The sequence below is a fragment of the Pseudomonas sp. S2_C03 genome, from assembly GCF_054668405.1.
The window spans coordinates 4,558,942-4,577,834 of the sequence record NZ_CP162766.1; the positions used below are offsets into that span (position 1 = coordinate 4,558,942).

14 protein-coding genes are annotated in these 18,893 nt (G+C 61.1%); 9 read left to right on the top strand and 5 right to left on the bottom strand.

Annotated features, from left to right (window positions below; translation table 11 throughout):
• Positions 1-8: 8 nt before the first annotated feature.
• On the top strand, positions 9-977 hold the full coding sequence (locus AB4N64_RS21155; RefSeq protein WP_460118180.1) for an ABC transporter ATP-binding protein: 969 nt from the start codon (positions 9-11) through the stop codon (positions 975-977).
• A complete protein-coding gene (locus AB4N64_RS21160) occupies positions 977-1,945 on the top strand; it encodes a peptide ABC transporter ATP-binding protein (RefSeq protein ID WP_460118182.1) in 969 nt (322 codons plus the stop codon). Before AB4N64_RS21155 ends, AB4N64_RS21160 begins: the two co-directional genes overlap by 1 nt.
• Before the next feature lie 99 nt (positions 1,946-2,044).
• Here the strand turns inward: AB4N64_RS21160 and AB4N64_RS21165 are convergent, their stop codons facing one another.
• Positions 2,045-2,299 carry a hypothetical protein gene (locus AB4N64_RS21165; RefSeq protein WP_460118184.1) on the bottom strand — a complete coding sequence of 85 codons (255 nt, stop codon included), beginning with the start codon at positions 2,297-2,299 and terminating at the stop codon, positions 2,045-2,047.
• A gap of 318 nt (positions 2,300-2,617) precedes the next feature.
• Positions 2,618-4,201, bottom strand: a complete 1,584-nt coding sequence (locus AB4N64_RS21170) for a peptide chain release factor 3 (protein ID WP_460118187.1) — start codon at positions 4,199-4,201, stop codon at positions 2,618-2,620.
• A gap of 410 nt (positions 4,202-4,611) precedes the next feature.
• On the opposite strand from AB4N64_RS21170, the gene AB4N64_RS21175 reads away from it, so the two are divergent.
• From AB4N64_RS21175 to AB4N64_RS21195, 5 genes are all read left to right on the top strand, one after another.
• Positions 4,612-5,370, top strand: a complete 759-nt coding sequence (locus tag AB4N64_RS21175; RefSeq protein ID WP_460118189.1) for an ABC transporter permease — start codon at positions 4,612-4,614, stop codon at positions 5,368-5,370.
• Positions 5,371-5,390: 20 nt separating this feature from the next.
• Positions 5,391-6,284 (top strand): glycine betaine ABC transporter substrate-binding protein, encoded by an 894-nt coding sequence (locus tag AB4N64_RS21180; RefSeq protein WP_460118191.1) that lies wholly within the window; start codon positions 5,391-5,393, stop codon positions 6,282-6,284.
• Between the two features lie 12 nt (positions 6,285-6,296).
• A complete protein-coding gene (locus tag AB4N64_RS21185; RefSeq protein WP_460118194.1) occupies positions 6,297-6,950 on the top strand; it encodes an ABC transporter permease in 654 nt (217 codons plus the stop codon).
• Complete coding sequence (locus tag AB4N64_RS21190) at positions 6,947-8,104, top strand: osmoprotectant ABC transporter ATP-binding protein OsmV (RefSeq protein WP_460118195.1); 1,158 nt, start codon at positions 6,947-6,949, stop codon at positions 8,102-8,104. The genes AB4N64_RS21185 and AB4N64_RS21190 overlap by 4 nt, the downstream gene beginning before the upstream one ends.
• 693 nt (positions 8,105-8,797) lie before the next feature.
• A complete protein-coding gene (locus tag AB4N64_RS21195) occupies positions 8,798-9,961 on the top strand; it encodes a type III PLP-dependent enzyme (RefSeq protein WP_460118197.1) in 1,164 nt (387 codons plus the stop codon).
• 70 nt (positions 9,962-10,031) lie between these two features.
• Here the strand turns inward: AB4N64_RS21195 and AB4N64_RS21200 are convergent, their stop codons facing one another.
• Positions 10,032-10,826: a tetratricopeptide repeat protein gene (locus tag AB4N64_RS21200; RefSeq protein WP_460118199.1), complete on the bottom strand. Its 795-nt coding sequence runs from the start codon at positions 10,824-10,826 to the stop codon at positions 10,032-10,034.
• On the bottom strand, positions 10,823-11,503 hold the full coding sequence (locus AB4N64_RS21205) for a Fe2+-dependent dioxygenase (RefSeq protein WP_460118201.1): 681 nt from the start codon (positions 11,501-11,503) through the stop codon (positions 10,823-10,825). The genes AB4N64_RS21200 and AB4N64_RS21205 overlap by 4 nt, the downstream gene beginning before the upstream one ends.
• 207 nt (positions 11,504-11,710) lie before the next feature.
• On the opposite strand from AB4N64_RS21205, the gene AB4N64_RS21210 reads away from it, so the two are divergent.
• Together AB4N64_RS21210 and AB4N64_RS21215 are read left to right on the top strand one after the other, a co-directional pair.
• Entirely contained in the window at positions 11,711-14,029 is a 2,319-nt protein-coding gene (locus tag AB4N64_RS21210; protein ID WP_460118203.1) for a TonB-dependent receptor, read from the top strand.
• Between the two features lie 275 nt (positions 14,030-14,304).
• Entirely contained in the window at positions 14,305-16,830 is a 2,526-nt protein-coding gene (locus AB4N64_RS21215; protein ID WP_460118205.1) for a PepSY domain-containing protein, read from the top strand.
• A gap of 313 nt (positions 16,831-17,143) precedes the next feature.
• Here the strand turns inward: AB4N64_RS21215 and AB4N64_RS21220 are convergent, their stop codons facing one another.
• On the bottom strand, positions 17,144-18,883 hold the full coding sequence (locus tag AB4N64_RS21220; RefSeq protein WP_460118207.1) for a PTS fructose-like transporter subunit IIB: 1,740 nt from the start codon (positions 18,881-18,883) through the stop codon (positions 17,144-17,146).
• Positions 18,884-18,893: the final 10 nt, after the last annotated feature.

The window sequence follows — 18,893 nt, forward strand, 5'->3', positions numbered from 1 at the left end:
AGATTCCCATGTCACTGCTAGAAATCAAGAATCTCAACGTTCGCTTTGGCGACAAGAACGCCACCCCGGTGGTCGACGGCCTCGACCTCAAGGTGGACAAGGGCGAAGTGCTGGCCATCGTTGGCGAGTCCGGTTCCGGCAAGTCCGTAACCATGATGGCGCTGATGGGCTTGATCGAGCACCCGGGCATCGTGACCGCCGACTCGTTGAGCTTTGACGGCCAGAACATGCTCAAGCTGAGCAATCGCCAGCGTCGGCAGATCGTCGGTAAAGACCTGGCGATGGTGTTCCAGGACCCGATGACCGCGCTGAACCCCAGCTACACCGTGGGCTTCCAGATCGAGGAAGTGCTGCGCCTGCACCTGAACATGTCCGGCAAGGCCGCGCGCAAGCGTGCCATCGAGTTGTTGGAAAAAGTTGAAATCCCGGGCGCGGCCAGCCGCATGGACGCCTACCCGCACCAACTGTCCGGCGGCATGAGCCAGCGAGTCGCGATCGCCATGGCGATTGCCGGCGAGCCGAAACTGCTGATCGCCGACGAACCGACCACCGCGTTGGACGTGACCATCCAGGCGCAGATCATGGAATTGCTGCTGGCGTTGCAGAAAGAGCAGAACATGGGCCTGGTGCTGATCACCCACGACCTCGCGGTGGTCGCTGAAACCGCCCAGCGTGTGTGCGTGATGTACGCCGGCCAGGCTGTGGAAGTGGGCCAGGTGCCGCAACTGTTCGACATCCCGGCGCATCCCTACAGCGAAGCGCTGCTCAAGGCGATTCCGGAGCACAGCCTGGGCGCCTCGCGCCTCTCGACCCTGCCCGGCATCGTGCCCGGTCGCTACGACCGCCCACAAGGCTGCCTGCTGTCGCCACGCTGCCCGTACGTGCAGGACAACTGCCGCGCGCAGCGTCCAGCCCTTGACCCGAAAAGCAACAGCCTCGCTCGCTGCTTCTATCCGCTGAACCAGGAGGTGGCGTAATGGCCGTCGTACTTACCGCCCGCGACCTCACCCGTCACTACGAAGTGTCCCGAGGCCTGTTCAAGGGCCACGCCACCGTGCGCGCCCTGAACGGCGTGTCGTTCGAACTGGAAGCCGGCAAGACCCTCGCGGTTGTCGGTGAATCCGGTTGTGGCAAATCCACCCTGGCCCGCGCCCTGACACTGATCGAGGAGCCGTCCTCGGGTTCGCTGAAGATCGCCGGCCAGGAAGTGGCCGGCGCCGACAAGGCCCAGCGCAAGCAACTGCGTAAAGACGTACAGATGGTGTTCCAGAGCCCGTACGCCTCGCTCAACCCACGGCAGAAAATCGGTGATCAACTGGCCGAACCTTTGCTGATCAACACCAGCCTCAGTGCCGCCGAGCGTCGCGAAAAGGTCCAGGCGATGATGAAGCAGGTTGGCTTGCGTCCCGAGCACTACCAGCGTTATCCGCACATGTTCTCTGGCGGTCAGCGCCAGCGCATCGCCCTGGCGCGCGCCATGATGCTGCAACCCAAGGTGCTGGTGGCGGACGAACCCACCTCGGCGCTCGACGTGTCGATCCAGGCCCAGGTGCTGAACCTGTTCATGGACATGCAGCAGGAGTTCAACACCGGTTACGTGTTCATCTCCCACAACCTGGCCGTGGTGCAACACGTGGCCGACGACGTGATGGTGATGTACCTCGGTCGCCCGGTGGAAATCGGTCCGAAAGAGGACATCTACGCCCGTCCACTGCACCCGTACACCCAGGCCTTGCTCTCGGCGACACCGACCATCCACCCGGATCCGTCCAAGCCGAAAATCAAGATCGTGGGCGAACTGCCCAACCCGCTGAACCCGCCACCAGGCTGCGCCTTCCACAAGCGCTGCCCGTATGCGACCGAGCGTTGCAGCACGGAAGAGCCGCTGCTGCGTCCACTCGATAGCCGGCAGGTGGCTTGCCACTATGCGGAGCAGTTTTTGTAACGGCAGCCTGAAGAAATAACGACCTGTTGGAAAACCTGTGGGAGCGGCGGTGCGACTTGCCCGCTCCCACAGTTGTATGTGTGTAATCAGTTGGGTTGATTACGTCGAACCTTCGTCATCCTCATCACCGCTATCCGGGTCATCGGTAGTCGAGTCATCATCCCCCTCACTGCCTCCCTGCCCCTGATCGCCCGGCTCAGACTCCGATTTGGCAATCATCAACCCGGCATGCCCCACCGGCCCACTCGAGGCCTGCGTGTCGTGGTCCTCACACTCGGCCCACGCCATCGACGTCCCGAAGGACAGCATCACCAATACCTTCAACATCAGTAAAACGCGAAACAATCTGTTCATGGCCGATCTCCTCCTTCCCGCGCTGAATAAAATCTAGTCCTGATTGGGGTGCTTCTCCAGATAGGACGCGAGTGGGGAGCCTGAAATGCCATGGGCGGAGAGATTGCTTTGGCATAACCCTTATTTCGAATTGGCGATGGTCACCTGTAGGAGCAGCCGGTCGACGCTCGATTGCTCGCGAGGCGGTGTGTCAAATAACACAAATGTAGACTGACCCACCGTCATCGCGAGCATGCTCGCTCCTACAGGGTCGGGTGTGCAGCTAACAAAAAGCCCCGAGGCTTTCGCAACGGGGCTTTGGGTGTAGCCGTTCAGCGCTTAGTGATGCTCACGCGTCGCGCGGAATTTCACGTCGGGCCAGCGCTCTTCCATCAGGGCCAGGTTGACGCGGGTCGGGGCGAGGTAGGTCAGGTGACCGCCACCGTCGACGGCCAGGTTTTCCACGGCCTTGTTGGAGAATTCCTCGAGTTTCTTCTTGTCGCTGCAATCGATCCAGCGCGCGGAGTACACGGTGATCGGCTCGTAGGAGCACTCGACCTTGTATTCTTCCTTCAGGCGGCTGGCGACCACGTCGAACTGCAGCACACCCACGGCGCCAAGGATGATGTCGTTGCTGCGTTCCGGGAAGAACACCTGGGTGGCGCCCTCTTCCGCCAACTGCTGCAAGCCCTGGCGCAGTTGCTTGGATTTAAGCGGGTCGCGCAGGCGCACGCGACGGAACAGTTCCGGGGCGAAGTGTGGGATACCGGTGAAGCCCAGGGACTCACCTTCGGTGAAGGTATCACCGATCTGGATGGTGCCGTGGTTGTGCAGACCGATGATGTCGCCTGCGAACGCCTCTTCCAGTTGCTCACGCTCGGAAGAGAAGAAGGTCAGGGCGTCGCCGATGCGCACGTCCTTGCCAGTGCGCACGTGGCGCATCTTCATGCCTTTTTCATACTTGCCCGAGCAGATACGCATGAATGCGATCCGGTCGCGGTGTTTCGGGTCCATGTTCGCCTGGATCTTGAAGATGAAGCCCGAGAACTTCTCTTCCACCGGTTCCACGGTGCGCTCGTTGGCTACCCGTGGCAGTGGGCGCGGTGCCCAGTCCACCACGGCATCGAGCACGTGATCGACGCCGAAGTTGCCCAGCGCGGTACCGAAGAACACCGGGGTCATCTGGCCGTCGATGAACTCCTGCTGGTTGAACTCGTGGCAGGCGCCCTGCACCAGTTCGAGTTGCTCGAGGAAACGCTCGTACTCATCGCCCAGGTGCGCACGCGCCTCGTCGGAGTCGAGTTTCTCGATGATCTTGGTTTCGGTGCGTTCGTGACCGTGACCGGCGGTGTAGACAATGATGTAGTCGCCGGCGAGGTGATACACACCCTTGAAATCCCGGTAGCAACCAATCGGCCAGGTGATCGGCGCAGCCTTGATCTTGAGAACCGCCTCGATTTCGTCGAGCAGTTCAATCGGGTCGCGGATGTCACGGTCAAGTTTGTTGATGAAGCTGACGATCGGCGTATCGCGCAGACGGCAGACGTCCATCAACGCGATGGTCCGTGGCTCTACACCTTTACCGCCGTCGAGCACCATCAACGCGGAGTCCACCGCAGTCAGGGTGCGATAGGTATCTTCCGAGAAGTCTTCGTGGCCCGGGGTGTCGAGCAGGTTGATCATGTGTTCGCGATACGGGAACTGCATGACCGACGTGGTAATCGAGATACCCCGCTGCTTTTCCATTTCCATCCAGTCGGACGTGGCATGGCGGTCCGACTTACGGGACTTCACCGTACCCGCGACCGCAATCGCCTTGCCCATCAGCAACAGCTTCTCGGTGATGGTGGTTTTACCGGCGTCGGGGTGGGAAATAATGGCAAAAGTGCGGCGCTTCGCGACTTCGGCGGCCTGTCTGGTCATGGAAAATCGCCTGGCGGTGATTCAAAAAAGGGCGGCGAGTATAGCGTAAACCGAAGGCGTCGGACCACCGCTCGCCCGGCGCTTTGCTGTCAATGCAAAGCGCCGGGCGAGGATGAAGGGTGGCCAAATGCTGCTAATTATGGAACCTTTTAAAAGGTGGAGGCGTCCACTCCCCTGCTACGACACTCGTATCAGGGGCTGGAAAATCAGCAAGTTAGCCTGACGAGGCTGCGCTCATGGCTCAATGCCGTACGCCTACCCCTGTAGGAGCGAGCTTGCTCGCGATGGGGTGTCAGATAGACCGTGTCGTCTGATCCTTCATCGCGAGCAAGCTCGCTCCTACAGGGGCATGCTCGGTATGAGCTGCTTCTCGCGAACGCCCTGCCCGGCAGCCAGTCATGGCCTGCCACATGGGACTGCGTTCGCCGACAAAAGAAAACAGGAGTCCGCCTGTGGCTATTCGCTATGGCAAAGGGCTGGTAGGAGGTGCGGTTGCGGTCGCCCTTCTGGCCCTGCTGGTCCACTGGATTGGCATCAACACGATTCAACAGTACCGCGACGATTTATTGTTTTACCTGCAAGCGCATTTGATTCTGGTCCTGGCCTCGATGCTGGCGGCCCTTGTCGTGGGAATTCCCGCCGGCATCTTTCTCAGCCGCCCGTCGATGGTGGGCCGTGCTGAACGCTTCATGCAAATCTTCAACATCGGCAACACCGTGCCGCCGCTCGCCGTACTCGCCATCGCCCTGGGTATTCTGGGCATCGGCAGTGGCCCCGCCATCTTCGCCCTGTTCCTCGCCTCGCTGCTGCCCATCGTGCGCAACACCTATGAAGGCCTGAAAAACGTGCAGGGCTCGCTCAAGGAAGCCGCGACCGGCATCGGCATGACCCCGCGCCAGGTGCTGTGGAAAGTCGAACTGCCCAACGCCGTGCCGATCATCATCGGTGGCGTGCGCGTGTCCCTGGCGATCAACGTCGGCACCGCACCGCTGGCGTTCCTGATCGGCGCCAACAGCCTGGGCAGCCTGATTTTCCCCGGCATCGCCCTGAACAATCAGCCGCAACTCCTGCTCGGCGCGGCTTGCACCGCCCTGCTGGCGCTGCTGCTCGACGGCCTGGTGACACTCGCCAGCCGCCTCTGGCTCGAACGCGGCTTGCGCCCGTCTTAAGCCTCGGCAAAGGAATCGTCATGAAAAAATTATGCTTGATACTGGGCGGCATCCTGCTGCTCGCAGGTTTTGCCCAAGCGGCGGAAAAACCGCTGTTGCGCATCGGCGCCCGGGTATTCACCGAACAGACCCTGTTGGCGGAAATCACCTCGCAATACCTGCGCACCAAGGGTTACGACGTGCAGGTCACCGGCGGTCTGGGCAGCAACCTGGCCCGCAGCGCCCACGAAAGCGGACAACTGGACATGCTCTGGGAATACACCGGCGTGTCGCTGGTGGCCTACAACCACGTCACTGAAAAACTCGACAGCAAACAGTCCTACGCCCGGGTGAAAGAACTCGACGCCAAGAAAGGCCTGGTCTGGCTGACTCCGTCGAAATTCAGCAACACCTACGCCCTCGCCCTGCCGAAAAAAGTCGCTGATGAGTACCCACAGATCAACACCATCAGCGACCTGAACACAGTGCTGCGCCAGGAGGCCGAGACCAACAACCTCGTGGCCCTGGACACCGAGTTCGCCAACCGCTCCGACGGCCTGGCGGGCATGGTCGAACTGTACGACATGAACCTGACACGCAAGAACATCCGCCAGATGGACGCCGGCCTGGTCTACACCGCATTGCGCAATGCTCAGGTATTTGCCGGTCTGGTCTACACCACCGACGGACGCCTTAACGCCTTCAAGCTGAAGCTGCTGGAAGACGACAAGCATTACTTCCCGGACTACACCGCCGCACCGGTGGTGCGTCAGGCGTTTCTCGACGCCCACCCGCAACTGGCTGAACAACTCAAGCCACTGGCCGAGCTGTTCGACGACAACACCATGCGCGAGCTCAACGCGCGGGTCGATGTCGATCACCAGAGCCCTTCCACCGTGGCCGCTGATTTCCTGCGCCAGCACCCTATCAACTAAGGAGGAAGAGCCATGGAATTCTTCAACGCCTTTTCCCATCTGGACTGGTCACAGGTCCTGCACCTGACCTGGCAGCACATCACCCTGGTCGGCATCGCCGTGACCCTGGCGATTGTGGTCGGCGTACCGCTGGGCATTCTGATGATACGGTTCCCGACACTCGCCGGCCCTCTGCAAGCCAGTGCCACGGTGCTGCTGACCGTGCCGTCGATTGCCCTGTTCGGCCTGCTGCTGCCGTTCTACTCCAAGTTCGGCCAGGGCCTGGGGCCCATGCCGGCGATCACCGCCGTGTTTCTTTATTCCCTGCTGCCGATCATGCGCAACACCTACCTGGCCCTGACCGGCGTCGAGCCGGGCATCCGTGAGGCTGCGCGCGGCATCGGCATGACCTTCGGCCAGCGCCTGCGCATGGTCGAACTGCCGATCGCGGTGCCGGTGATCCTCGCCGGTGTACGCACCGCCGTGGTCATGAACATCGGTGTCATGACCATCGCCGCCACCATCGGTGCCGGCGGTCTCGGCGTACTCATCCTCGCCTCCATCAGCCGCAGCGACATGTCGATGCTGATCGTCGGCGCCGTACTGGTCAGCCTCCTGGCCATCTTTGCCGACTTGATCCTGCAATGGCTACAACGCTCGTTGACTCCAAAAGGACTCCTCAAATGATCGAACTTCAAAACCTCAGCAAGACCTTCCAAAGCAACGGCAAAGACGTAAAAGCCGTGGACTCGGTCAGCCTGACCGTCAACGAAGGCGAAATCTGTGTATTCCTCGGGCCATCGGGTTGCGGCAAAAGCACCACGCTCAAGATGATCAACCGCCTGATCAAGCCGACCTCGGGCAAGATCTTCATCAACGGCGAAGACACCACCGACCTCGACGAAGTGACGCTGCGCCGCAACATCGGCTACGTGATCCAGCAGATCGGCCTGTTCCCGAACATGACCATCGAGGAAAACATCGTGGTCGTGCCAAAACTGCTCGGCTGGGACAAACAGAAATGCCACGACCGCGCCCGCGAGCTGATGAGCATGATCAAGCTTGAACCCAAGCAGTATCTGCACCGCTATCCACGGGAGTTGTCGGGTGGCCAGCAGCAACGGATCGGCGTAATTCGCGCACTGGCGGCCGAGGCGCCGCTGTTGCTGATGGATGAACCCTTCGGTGCGGTCGACCCGATCAACCGCGAGATGATCCAGAACGAATTTTTCGAGATGCAGCGAGCGCTGAACAAGACCGTGATCATGGTCAGCCACGACATCGACGAGGCCATCAAGCTGGGCGACAAGATCGCGATCTTCCGCGCTGGCAAGCTGCTGCAGATCGACCACCCCGACACCCTGCTGGCGCACCCGGCGGACGAGTTCGTCAGCAACTTCGTTGGCCAGGACAGCACGCTCAAGCGACTGCTGCTGGTGAAAGCCGAGGACGCGGCGGACAATGCCCCATCGGTCAGCCCGGAAACGCCGGTGGCCGAAGCGCTGGAGTTGATGGACGAGCACGACCGCCGTTATGTCGTCGTCACCGACGCTGAAAACAAGGCACTGGGCTATGTACGACGCCGTGACCTGCACCGTCAGACCGGCACCTGCGGCCAGTACCTGCGCGAGTTCAACGCCACGGCGGCCTACGACGAACACCTGCGCATCCTGTTGTCGCGCATGTACGAGTTCAACCGCTCGTGGCTGCCGGTGATGGATGCGGAGCGGGTGTTCCTCGGGGAAGTCACCCAGGAGTCGATTGCCGAATACCTGAGTTCGGGCAAATCCCGTGGGGGCAAGACCAGTATCGTGTCGCCAGCCGAGGTGGCGGCGGTCTGATCTGACGCCATCGCGGCGGTGCGACGCTTCGCCAAACCCGCTCCCACAGTGATTTGGGCTATACACAAATTTTGTGTATGACTCGAACTCTGTGGGAGCGGGCTTGGCGAAGCGTCGCACCGTCGCGATGGCGGCCTAGCATTCAAAAATTACTCGATTAAAAGACCATGTTTTCCGCATTTCACACACCGGAAAGAAATATCAACACTGGCAACCCTGGCCCCCTCCTCTTTTTACCTCCCCGGCAAGCCAAATCCCCTCCGACAGACCCCACTCGCCGCCAACGTCGCCGAAGCTGCCGCTAACGTACTTACCTACAATCAAGCGCACAAAAGCTTCGAACGTGCAGGTATTTTTAACACTTCAAAATCACCGGGGAACATCTGCCCGTCATCTCTGTCCGCTACAAAGAGTGATGTCGGTCACGCACGTCAGAAGAGTGCAAAAACGCGACATTTTTTGTTGATCTCAAGTCCCTCACGCCCTAAAGTTCGCGCCGAACGTCCATGCTGGAAACGATCCATCCGGCTCAAGTACTGACGACGAGACAGCAAGGCCAAGGGAAAGCTGCACATCCCATGGCCTTTTTGCTTTCGGCGACATGCCTTGGGAAGTAGGCGAACCAAAGTGGGGATACGGAGGGCGTTCATGCACCCATTGATTTCACGAGTTTGCCCATAGGAGCTCCCAAGCATGTCGATCCAGGTCGAAGACTATTTCGCGCGCGAAACTTTTCAGAAAATGAAGGCGTTCGCCGACAAGCAAGAAACCCCTTTCGTGGTGATCGACACCGCGATGATCGCCCAGGCCTACGATGACCTGCGCGCCGGTTTCGAGTTCGCCAAGGTCTACTACGCGGTGAAGGCCAACCCGGCTGTCGAGATCATCGACCTGCTCAAGGATAAAGGCTCGAGCTTCGACATCGCCTCGATCTACGAGCTGGACAAAGTGCTGGATCGCGGCGTCAGCGCCGACCGCATCAGCTACGGCAACACCATCAAGAAGTCCAAGGACATCCGTTACTTCTACGAGAAGGGCGTGCGTCTGTTCTCCACCGACTCCGAAGCCGACCTGCGCAACATTGCCAAGGCCGCACCGGGCTCGAAGATCTACGTGCGCATTCTCACCGAAGGTTCGACCACCGCTGACTGGCCCCTGTCGCGCAAGTTCGGCTGCCAGACCGACATGGCCATGGATCTGCTGATCCTCGCCCGCGACCTGGGCCTGGTGCCTTACGGCATCTCGTTCCACGTCGGTTCGCAGCAGCGCGACATCAGCGTCTGGGACGCGGCCATCGCCAAGGTCAAGGTGATCTTCGAGCGCTTGAAAGAAGAAGACGGCATCCACCTCAAGCTGATCAACATGGGTGGCGGCTTCCCGGCCAACTACATCACCCGTACCAACAGCCTGGAAACCTACGCCGAGGAAATCATCCGCTTCCTCAAGGAAGACTTCGGTGATGACCTGCCGGAAATCATCCTGGAACCTGGCCGCTCGCTGATCGCCAACGCCGGCATTCTGGTCAGCGAAGTGGTACTGGTGGCCCGTAAATCCCGTACCGCCGTCGAGCGCTGGGTGTACACCGACGTGGGCAAGTTCTCCGGCCTGATCGAAACCATGGACGAAGCCATCAAGTTCCCGATCTGGACCGAGAAAAAAGGCGAGATGGAAGAAGTGGTCATCGCCGGCCCAACATGCGACAGCGCCGACATCATGTACGAAAACTACAAGTACGGCCTGCCCCTGAACCTGGCCATTGGTGATCGTTTGTACTGGCTGTCGACCGGCGCTTACACCACCAGCTACAGCGCGGTTGAGTTCAATGGCTTCCCACCGCTGAAATCGTTCTACGTATAACGCCGCACCTGTAGGAGCGAGCTTGCTCGCGATGGAGGCACAGACACCGCGGGGCCTCAGGCAACCAGCGTCATCGTTGACGACCATCGAGAGTAAACTCGCTCCTACAGGGGGAATCTTCGAGTTCGGCTCGGCGGCGGGCATAATTGTCGGCCATCGAGCGAATGCGTGAGTCCATTGCACTGGCGAGCGCCGGTGCAGCGACGCGCAGAAAATTCAGGTTGCCACCCACCAACGCCTGACGCAGCCAGTCCACAGCGCCATCGACGTTGCCTTCATCGGCGAGCACTGCGGCAAAACTGAACTGCCCACGAAAGTCTCCGCCCTCGGCCGAACGTCGATACCAGTCACGGGCTGCCGGCAGATCCACCGGGCAAAACCGCCCTTCTTCCAGATAACGCCCCAACAGATTCATCGACTTCGCATGGCCGAGTTCGGCTGCCTGCCGGTAGAACCGCAAGGCCTGCATCTGATCCTCCAGCACTCCGCGTCCGGTGGCCAGCAGATTGGCGTAGTTGTACATCGCCCAATCCAGGCCTGCGTCTGCCGCCATGCGATAGTGCCTGGCTGCAATCGCTGCATTCGCCGTACAACCCCAGCCATGTTCGTGGCAACGACCGAGCATGTTACGCGCCATCAGATGTCCCCGGCCGGCGGCGATGTCAAACCAGCGCAACGCCAGTGGCTGATCCTGTGCGATACCCTGCCCATCCAGCAGAATTTGCGCGAGCAGCGCCTGGGCCTCGACAACGCCTTCCCGGGCGGCCATCAGAATGGCCTGGGCCGCACGCGCCGGGCTTTCGTCGAGCATCGATCTGAGGCGTTCGCCGTCGAGCACTTCTTCGCGGCGCAACTGGAACGTCATACCTCGACCCAACGGCGCAACAGGTTGTGGTAGGTACCCGTCAGCCGGATCAGCGAAGGGTGATCGGGCATGTCCTGGGTCAATTGCTGGATCGCTCCGTCCATTTCGAACAGGAGCGCTCGCTGGCTGTCTTCGCGTACCAGGCTTTGCGTCCAGAAGAACGACGCGAATCGTGCGCCACGGGTGACGGCATTGACCTTGTGCAGGCTGGTGCCGGGATACAGAACCATGTCGCCGGCCGGCAACTTGATCCGTTGCGCGCCGTAGGTGTCCTGGATTTCCAGCTCCCCGCCGTCGTAATCCTCGGGCTCGCTGAAGAACAGCGTGGAGGACAGGTCAGTGCGCACGCGCTCGACGCTGCCCTTGGGCTGGCGCACGGCGTTGTCGATATGGAAGTCAAAACTGCCGCCCGCCGTGTAACAGTTCACTAACGGAGGAAAGACTTTGTGCGGCAGCGCCGCGGACATGAATTGCGGGTTTTTCCACAGGCGCTCGATCATCGCCTCACCAATTTCCTTGGCGAGTGGATGGCCCTCGGGGAGTTGCAGATTGTGCTTGGCCTTGGCCGACTGATAGCCGGCAGTCATTTTCCCGTCAGCCCAATCGGCCTGCTCCAGAGCCTCGCGGATGCGCCGCACTTCGTCTTTGGTGAACAAGCCCTTGATGTGCAGCAGCATGGAAACGGTCCTGAAGGCAAAAGGATGGCAATGGTATTGATTCTTATTGTCAGTGTAAAACCCACCAGACGAATGAAACACCAAAAATCGTAAGGGCAAATTGTAAAGAATGTAAATTCAGTGCAAATAGTAACGTTTCGCAATTGATACAAAGACGCGTCTACCCTATATTTCGCGGCCTCAAATCCTTGGGGAAGGAAAATTCCGATGTCGCGCCAACAAGCACAATTACCTGTCAGCTCACCGCGTTTGCTCGCTTCTGCGATTGGCATGGCGCTGACCGCCGGCTCTGCAGGCCACATGGCGTTCGCTGCCGAGAAGACCGACGCAAAAGCGTCGAACGGCGCGATTGCCCTGGATGCCACATCCATCACTGGCGAAGCCCAGGACGCGACCAGTTACAACGTCGAAAAAGCTTCTTCACCCAAGTACACCGCACCGCTGGTCGACACGCCGCGCTCGGTAACCGTCATCCCGCAACAAGTCCTCAAGGACACTGGCGCACTGAACATGCAAGACGCGTTGCGCACCGTTCCAGGTATCACCTTTGGTGCCGGTGAAGGTGGCAACCCACAGGGCGACCGTCCGTTCATCCGCGGCTTCGACGCCCAGGGCGACACCTACCTGGACGGCGTACGCGACACCGGCTCGCAGAGCCGTGAGATCTTCGCCGTCGAATCCATCGAAGTCAGCAAAGGCCCGAACTCCGCCATTGGGGGTCGTGGTGCGGCTGGCGGCACGATCAACCTGGTGAGCAAGAAAGCCCACCTGGGCAACTCGCTGGATGGCGGTTTCACCTGGGGCTCCGACCAGACCCAGCGTTACACCTTCGATGGCAACTACCAGTTCACCGACAGCGCCGCTGGCCGTTTGAACCTGATGAGCCACGAGAGCAACGTCGCCGGTCGCGACCAGGTCGACTACGACCGTTGGGGCGTCGCGCCTTCCCTGGTGTTCGGCCTGGGCACCGACACCCGCGTCAACCTCGATTACTATCACCTGGAAAGTAATGACACGCCGGATTCGGGCATTCCGTATTCGATCCCGACGGCGGGTTCGGCAGCGCGTACCAAGGCCAATCCGGACAAGCCCAATGACGGTGGCGACAGCAGCAACTTCTACGGCCTGGCCGACCGCGATTTCCGCAAAGGCCGTACCGACACCGCGACCTTCGCCATCGAGCACGACCTGACTGACGCGCTGACCATCAAGAACACCCTTCGTCACGGCACCAGCATGCAGGACTACATCCTGACCCAGCCGGATGACAGCCAGGGCAACGTCAACCGTGGCACCGTCTGGCGCCGCGCCAACACCCGCGTCAGCAACACCGAGACCACCACCAACCAGACCGACCTGTTTGGTGACGTCTACATTGCCGGGTTCAAGAACAGTTTCTCCACGGGCCTTGAACTGTCGAACGAAGAATCGCAGAAGAGCAGCTATAACGTCGCCACCGCCACTGGCTTCACCGCCAACGGCGGCAGGACCACCGTCTGCCCTGTGGGCGCCTCGACCGGTTTCAACTGCACCTCGCTGGCCAATCCGAACCCGAACGATCCGTGGAACGGCGCCATCTCGCGCAACTACGCTGGCACCGACACCAAGGCCAACACCTACGCGCTGTACGTGTTCGACACCCTGGAATTGTCCGAGCAGTGGCTGGTCAACATGGGCCTGCGCTACGACCACTTCGACACCGAGTACAAGAGCTACAACGGCGCCGGCGCGACCACCTTCAAAGGTGACGACGTCAGCGAATTCGTGACCGGTCAATTCGGCGTGGTCTACAAGCCAGCGCCAAATGGCAGCATCTACGCCTCTTATGCGACCTCTGCGACCCCACCGGGCGCCACCCTCGGCGAAGGCCAGGACGGCAACCCGTTGAGCGGTACGCCGGATCGCAGCGGCAACCTGCTGAGCAGCGACATGGAGCCGGAAACCACCAAGAACTACGAGATTGGTACCAAGTGGGACTTCTTCAATGATCGTCTGTCGCTGACCGCAGACGTGTTCCGCACCGAGAAGGAAAACGCCCGCGTCCAGGTCAACACCACGACCTACGAAAATGCCGGCAAGACCCGCGTGCAGGGCTTCGAACTGTCGGCCAGCGGCAAGCTCACCGACAAATGGCAAATCTTCGCAGGCTACGCCTTCATGGACAGCGAGCAAATTGACGGCGGTGATCTGCCGGCCAACAAGGCCAACAACGGCAATGAACTGCCGAACACGCCGAAGAACAGTGCCAGCCTGTGGACGACCTACCAGGTGACGCCGAAGCTGACCATCGGCGGCGGTGCCTTCTATGTCGACGACGTGTTTGGCAGTACCGCCAACACCACCATGGTTGATTCTTACGTTCGCTACGATGCGATGGCCGCCTACAAGCTGACCAAGAACATCGACCTGCAATTGAACGTGCAGAACCTGACCGACGAAACCTACTACGACAAGGCCTTCTCGACCCACTTCGCCAACCAGGCGGCGGGGCGTACGGCGCTGCTGAGTACCAATTTCCACTTCTAAAAAAACCGGACACTGCCCTGCCCCCTGTAGGAGCGAGCTTGCTCGCGATTGGACTCGAGAACGCTGCTGGGTGTCAGGCCCCCCGCGTGATCGTTGACCACCATCGTCGGAACGCCGCCCGGAGCATGCTCGCTCCTACAGGAAGCGGGAAAAGCAAATAGCCCTGTTCATCCAGATGAACAGGGCTTTGTTGCGTGAAAACAATGTTTCTCGACAACCCACGGCTTCATAATGCGCGCCGTGATGACCACTTTCGAACGAACAAGGCGAGCGACGTGTTGAAGAAAACCCTGTTCCAGTTGCACTGGTTTTTTGGCATCAGTGCCGGACTGGTCCTGGCCCTGATGGGCATCACCGGGGCGCTGGTTTCGTTTCAGGATGAAATCCTGTACGCCATCAATCCTTCAGTGCTGCAGGTGCAAAAACAGGTTGCCGGCGTACTGCCGCCCGCCGAGCTGGTGGCGAAAGTCGAAGCGGCCACAGGGCTTAAAGTCGCGATGCTCTCGGTCAACATCGACAGCGACCTCGCCGCCCGTGCCTTCTTCACCCCGCCGCCGGGTGAGCGTCGCGGCCCCATGCGCATATTCGACCCTTACACCGGCGAACTGATGGGTGACGCCAGCGGGCAGCAATTCTTCGGCCTGATGCTGCAACTGCACCGCTTTCTCGCCATGGGTGAAAGCGGCCGGCAGATCACGGGCGCCTGTACCTTGATCCTGTTGTTCTTCTGCCTGTCCGGCTTGTACCTGCGCTGGCCTCGTCAGTGGAAAAGCTGGCGCGCCTGGCTGACCCTCGACTGGAAGAAAAAAGGTCGCAGCTTCAACTGGGACCTGCATTCGGTCGCGGGCACCTGGTGCCTGGTGTTTTACCTTTTCTCAGCCTTGACCGGGTTGTTCTGGTCCTACGAGTGGTACAGCAAGGGGCTGACGCAGTTGCTCTCCGATTCGCCGCAGAACGAGCGCGTGCGCAACCGGGGTCCAGCACCCGACGGCCCGGCGCCTGCCGCCGATTATTCGGCCATGTGGAGCAGCATCTACAGCGCCGCTGGGCCTGGTTTGAGCTTCTACAACACACGCATGCCGCCCGTGGCCGGGCAGCCGGCGACGGTGTTCTACCTGTTGAAAGACTCGCCCCATGACCGCGCCCTGAACCAGATCACCCTGGACCCGGCCACCGGCGTGATCAAGCGCCACGACCGTTACAGTGACAAGCGCCTCGGCGGGCAGCTGCTGACCAGTATCTATGCGCTGCACACCGGCAGTTACTTCGGCATCACCGGGCGCATCATCCTGACGATCAGTTCCCTGACCATGCCGCTGTTCTTCGTCACCGGGTGGTTGCTGTACCTGGACCGACGCCGCAAGAAACGCCAGATCAAGGACGCACGCCAGGGCCTGGCACAGCCCTCCGGCAACGCTCCGGCGTGGCTGATCGGTTTCGCCAGCCAGAGCGGGTTTGCCGAGCAACTGGCGTGGCAGACCGCCGGCCAGTTGCAGGCGGCCGGGGTGCCGGTGAACGTCCAGCCGCTGGCCAGCGTCAGCGAACAGGACTTGCAGGACTCCAGCAACGCGCTGTTCGTGGTCAGCACCTTTGGCGAGGGCGATGCGCCGGACAGCGCCCGCGGTTTCGAACGCAAAGTGCTGGGCCAGGCATTGAGCCTGGAGCGCTTGAACTACGCGGTACTGGGCCTCGGTGATCGCCAGTATCAGCACTTCTGCGGTTTCGCCCGTCGTCTGCACAACTGGCTGGGCGAGCATGGCGGCAAAAGCCTGTTCACCCCGGTGGAAGTCGACAGCGGCGACCCGTACGCCCTGCGTCACTGGCAGCAGCAACTGAGCCAACTGACCGGACAGGCCCCCGTCGACACCTGGCAGGCACCGAGCTACGACAACTGGACGCTGGTACGCCGCGACCTGATGAACCCTGACAGCAGCGGCGCGCCGGTGTACCTGCTGGGCCTCAGCGCACCGAGCACCAGCAGTTGGCTGGCCGGTGACCTGGTGGAAGTGATGCCGCGCAATTGCCCGTGGGCCATCGAGCACTTCCTCGATGGCCTGGGAATCGACGGTCGCGCCAACGTGCACCTCGATGACCTGTCGCAGCCACTGGAGCAAGCACTTGCCACCCGCCAACTGCCGGAGAACCGCGCGCATCTGGTTGGCCTGCACGCCCAGGCGCTGGTCGACGCGCTGGTGCCCCTGGCCATACGCGAATACTCCATCGCTTCAATTGCCGCCGACGGCGTGCTGGAGCTGATCGTACGCCAGCAACTGCACACCGATGGCAGCCTGGGCATCGGCTCCGGCTGGCTGACCGAACACGCCCCCGTGGGCAGCAGCATCAGCCTGCGGGTGCGGCGTAACAGCGGTTTCCATCTGCCAGCCGAACCGGTACCGATGATTTTGCTGGGTAACGGCACGGGCCTGGCCGGACTGCGCAGTTTGCTCAAGGCGCGGATCGCCGATGGGCAACAGCGCCACTGGCTATTGTTCGGGGAGCGTAACCGCGAGCACGATTTCCTGTGTCGCGACGAGTTGCAGGAGTGGCTGATTTCAGGCGACCTCGAACGCCTGGACCTGGCCTTCTCGCGTGATCAATCCGAGAAAGTCTACGTGCAGGACCTGTTGCGCCAGCGCGCCGACGAGCTGAAAAAATGGCTGGCGGACGGTGCGTCGATCTACATCTGCGGCAGCCTTGAAGGCATGGCCAGTGGCGTGGACCACGTGCTCAACGAAGTGCTCGGCGCTGCCGAGGTCGAGCGGTTGATCGAACAGGGGCGGTATCGCCGGGACGTCTACTGACAGCGCGATCGCCATCGCGGGCAAGCCCGCTCCTACAGGAGCGGCGGCGCTCACGGGAATTGCGTTCACCACAAATCCCTGTAGGAGCGAGCTTGCTCGCGATGAACGCATGGACACCGCGGGGTATCAGGCATCCCGCGTCATCGTTGACGACCATCGCGAGCAGGCTCGCTCCTACAGGATCGGCGGCGTTCACATGAATTGCGTTCACCACAAATCCCTGTAGGAGCGAGTTTACTCGCGATGAACGCATGAACACCGCGAGGTATCAGGCATCCCGCGTCATCGTTGACGACCACCGCAGGGTGTCAGGTCAGGCGCTCACCGGTTCCACCGCCAACTCCGCCACTTCCGGGCGTTTGAGCAGCGCATACGCCACTGCCGTCAGCAGGCTTCCCGCGACTATTGCCAGCAGGTACAGCAGCGCATGGTTGATCGCATTGGGGATCGCCAGCACGAACAAACCGCCGTGTGGCGCCATCAGTTTGCAGCCGAAATACATCGACAACGCCCCAGTCAGCGCACCACCGGCGATGCTGGCCGGGATCACGCGCAGCGGGTCCTTGGCGGCGAAGGGGATTGCGCCTTCGGAGATGAAACACAGCCCCAGCACCAACGCGGCTTTACCGGCCTCGCGCTCGGTCTGGGCGAACTTGCGGCGAGCGAGGAAGGTGGCGATGCCCAAGCCAATCGGCGGCACCATGCCGGCGGCCATGGTCGCGGCCATCGGTGCGTAGCTCTGCGAGGCCAGCAGCCCCACCGAAAAGGCGTACGCCGCCTTGTTGATCGGCCCGCCTAGGTCGACGCACATCATGCCGCCCAGCAACACGCCCAGCAGGATCGCGTTGGTGGTGCCCATGCTGTCGAGGAAATGCGTGAGCGCCGCGAGCATCCCGGCCACTGGCTTGCCGACCACGTAGATCATCACCAGACCGGTGAACAGGCTGGCGAACAGTGGAATGATCAGGATCGGTTTCAGCGCTTCGAGGCTCTGCGGCAATGCCACGTAACGACTGATCGCCTTGGCCGCGTAACCGGCGATGAAACCGGCAATGATCCCGCCGATAAACCCGGCACCCAGCGTGCTCGCCAGCAAGCCACCGATCATCCCCGGCGCCAGGCCTGGACGGTCGGCAATCGAATAGGCGATGTAACCCGCCAGCAACGGCACCATCAACTTGAACGCGGTCTCGCCGCCGATCTGCATCAGCGCAGCAGCCAGCGTGCCCTCTTCCTTGAACGCGGTGATGCCGAACACAAACGACAACGCAATCATCAGCCCGCCCGCCACCACCATCGGCAGCATGAACGAAACGCCGGTGAGCAGGTGCTTGTAGACGCCGCTCTTTTCCTGCTTGGCGGGTGCCTTGGCCCCGGCCGCCGCACTTTCCTGCTCGCCTTCGGCCAGTGCCTTGTTCAGGGTCGACTCGGCGTGTTTCAAAGCGATACCGGTGCCACAGCGATAAATCTTCTTGCCGGCAAAACGTTCGGTGGCCACTTCAATGTCGCAGGCCAGCAACACCACATCGGCCTCGGCAATCGCCTGGGCGCTGAGTGGGTTGCGAGCACCGACCGAACCCTGGGTTTCGATCTGCAGGTCATAACCCAAACGTTTCGCTGCGCTCTGCAAGGCTTCGGCGGCCATGAAGGTGTGGGCGACGCCGGTCGGGCAAGCGGTGATCGCCACCAGACGCGGAATGCTTTTCGTGACGGGTGCGGGTTCGCTGCCAGCTTCGGACAGCACACAGACTTGCGCCTCCTGCGCACCGCGTCGCAACACCGCCTCGACATCCTGCAACGCTTGAGCAGGGGTACTCTGGAACACGCGTTTGCCGACGAATCGCGAGAGGTCCACCGGCGCGCTGGTCACCAGCAGCACCCACTCGGCCGCCTCGATGGTGGCCGCCGACAACTGTCGCTCCGGATGGGACGCGTCAATCACTTCGACGCTGGTGCTCCAGCCCTGGCGCTGCGCCGCAGCATCGAGCAGACGAGCGCACAGCACACTGGTGACCATACCGGTCGGGCAGGCCGTAACAATGGCTAACTTCATGACATACCCT

Bases quoted from the DNA above. Each gene is read 5' to 3' on its own strand.
- AB4N64_RS21210 (WP_460118203.1), top strand. From the start codon at position 11,711: ATGTCGCGCCAACAAGCACAATTACCTGTCAGCTCACCGCGTTTGCTC.
- AB4N64_RS21220 (WP_460118207.1), bottom strand. From the start codon at position 18,883: ATGAAGTTAGCCATTGTTACGGCCTGCCCGACCGGTATGGTCACCAGT.
- AB4N64_RS21170 (WP_460118187.1), bottom strand. From the start codon at position 4,201: ATGACCAGACAGGCCGCCGAAGTCGCGAAGCGCCGCACTTTTGCCATT.
- AB4N64_RS21195 (WP_460118197.1), top strand. From the start codon at position 8,798: ATGTCGATCCAGGTCGAAGACTATTTCGCGCGCGAAACTTTTCAGAAA.
- AB4N64_RS21155 (WP_460118180.1), top strand. From the start codon at position 9: ATGTCACTGCTAGAAATCAAGAATCTCAACGTTCGCTTTGGCGACAAG.
- AB4N64_RS21200 (WP_460118199.1), bottom strand. From the start codon at position 10,826: ATGACGTTCCAGTTGCGCCGCGAAGAAGTGCTCGACGGCGAACGCCTC.
- AB4N64_RS21190 (WP_460118195.1), top strand. From the start codon at position 6,947: ATGATCGAACTTCAAAACCTCAGCAAGACCTTCCAAAGCAACGGCAAA.
- AB4N64_RS21180 (WP_460118191.1), top strand. From the start codon at position 5,391: ATGAAAAAATTATGCTTGATACTGGGCGGCATCCTGCTGCTCGCAGGT.
- AB4N64_RS21205 (WP_460118201.1), bottom strand. From the start codon at position 11,503: ATGCTGCTGCACATCAAGGGCTTGTTCACCAAAGACGAAGTGCGGCGC.
- AB4N64_RS21160 (WP_460118182.1), top strand. From the start codon at position 977: ATGGCCGTCGTACTTACCGCCCGCGACCTCACCCGTCACTACGAAGTG.
- AB4N64_RS21175 (WP_460118189.1), top strand. From the start codon at position 4,612: ATGGGACTGCGTTCGCCGACAAAAGAAAACAGGAGTCCGCCTGTGGCT.
- AB4N64_RS21165 (WP_460118184.1), bottom strand. From the start codon at position 2,299: ATGAACAGATTGTTTCGCGTTTTACTGATGTTGAAGGTATTGGTGATG.
- AB4N64_RS21185 (WP_460118194.1), top strand. From the start codon at position 6,297: ATGGAATTCTTCAACGCCTTTTCCCATCTGGACTGGTCACAGGTCCTG.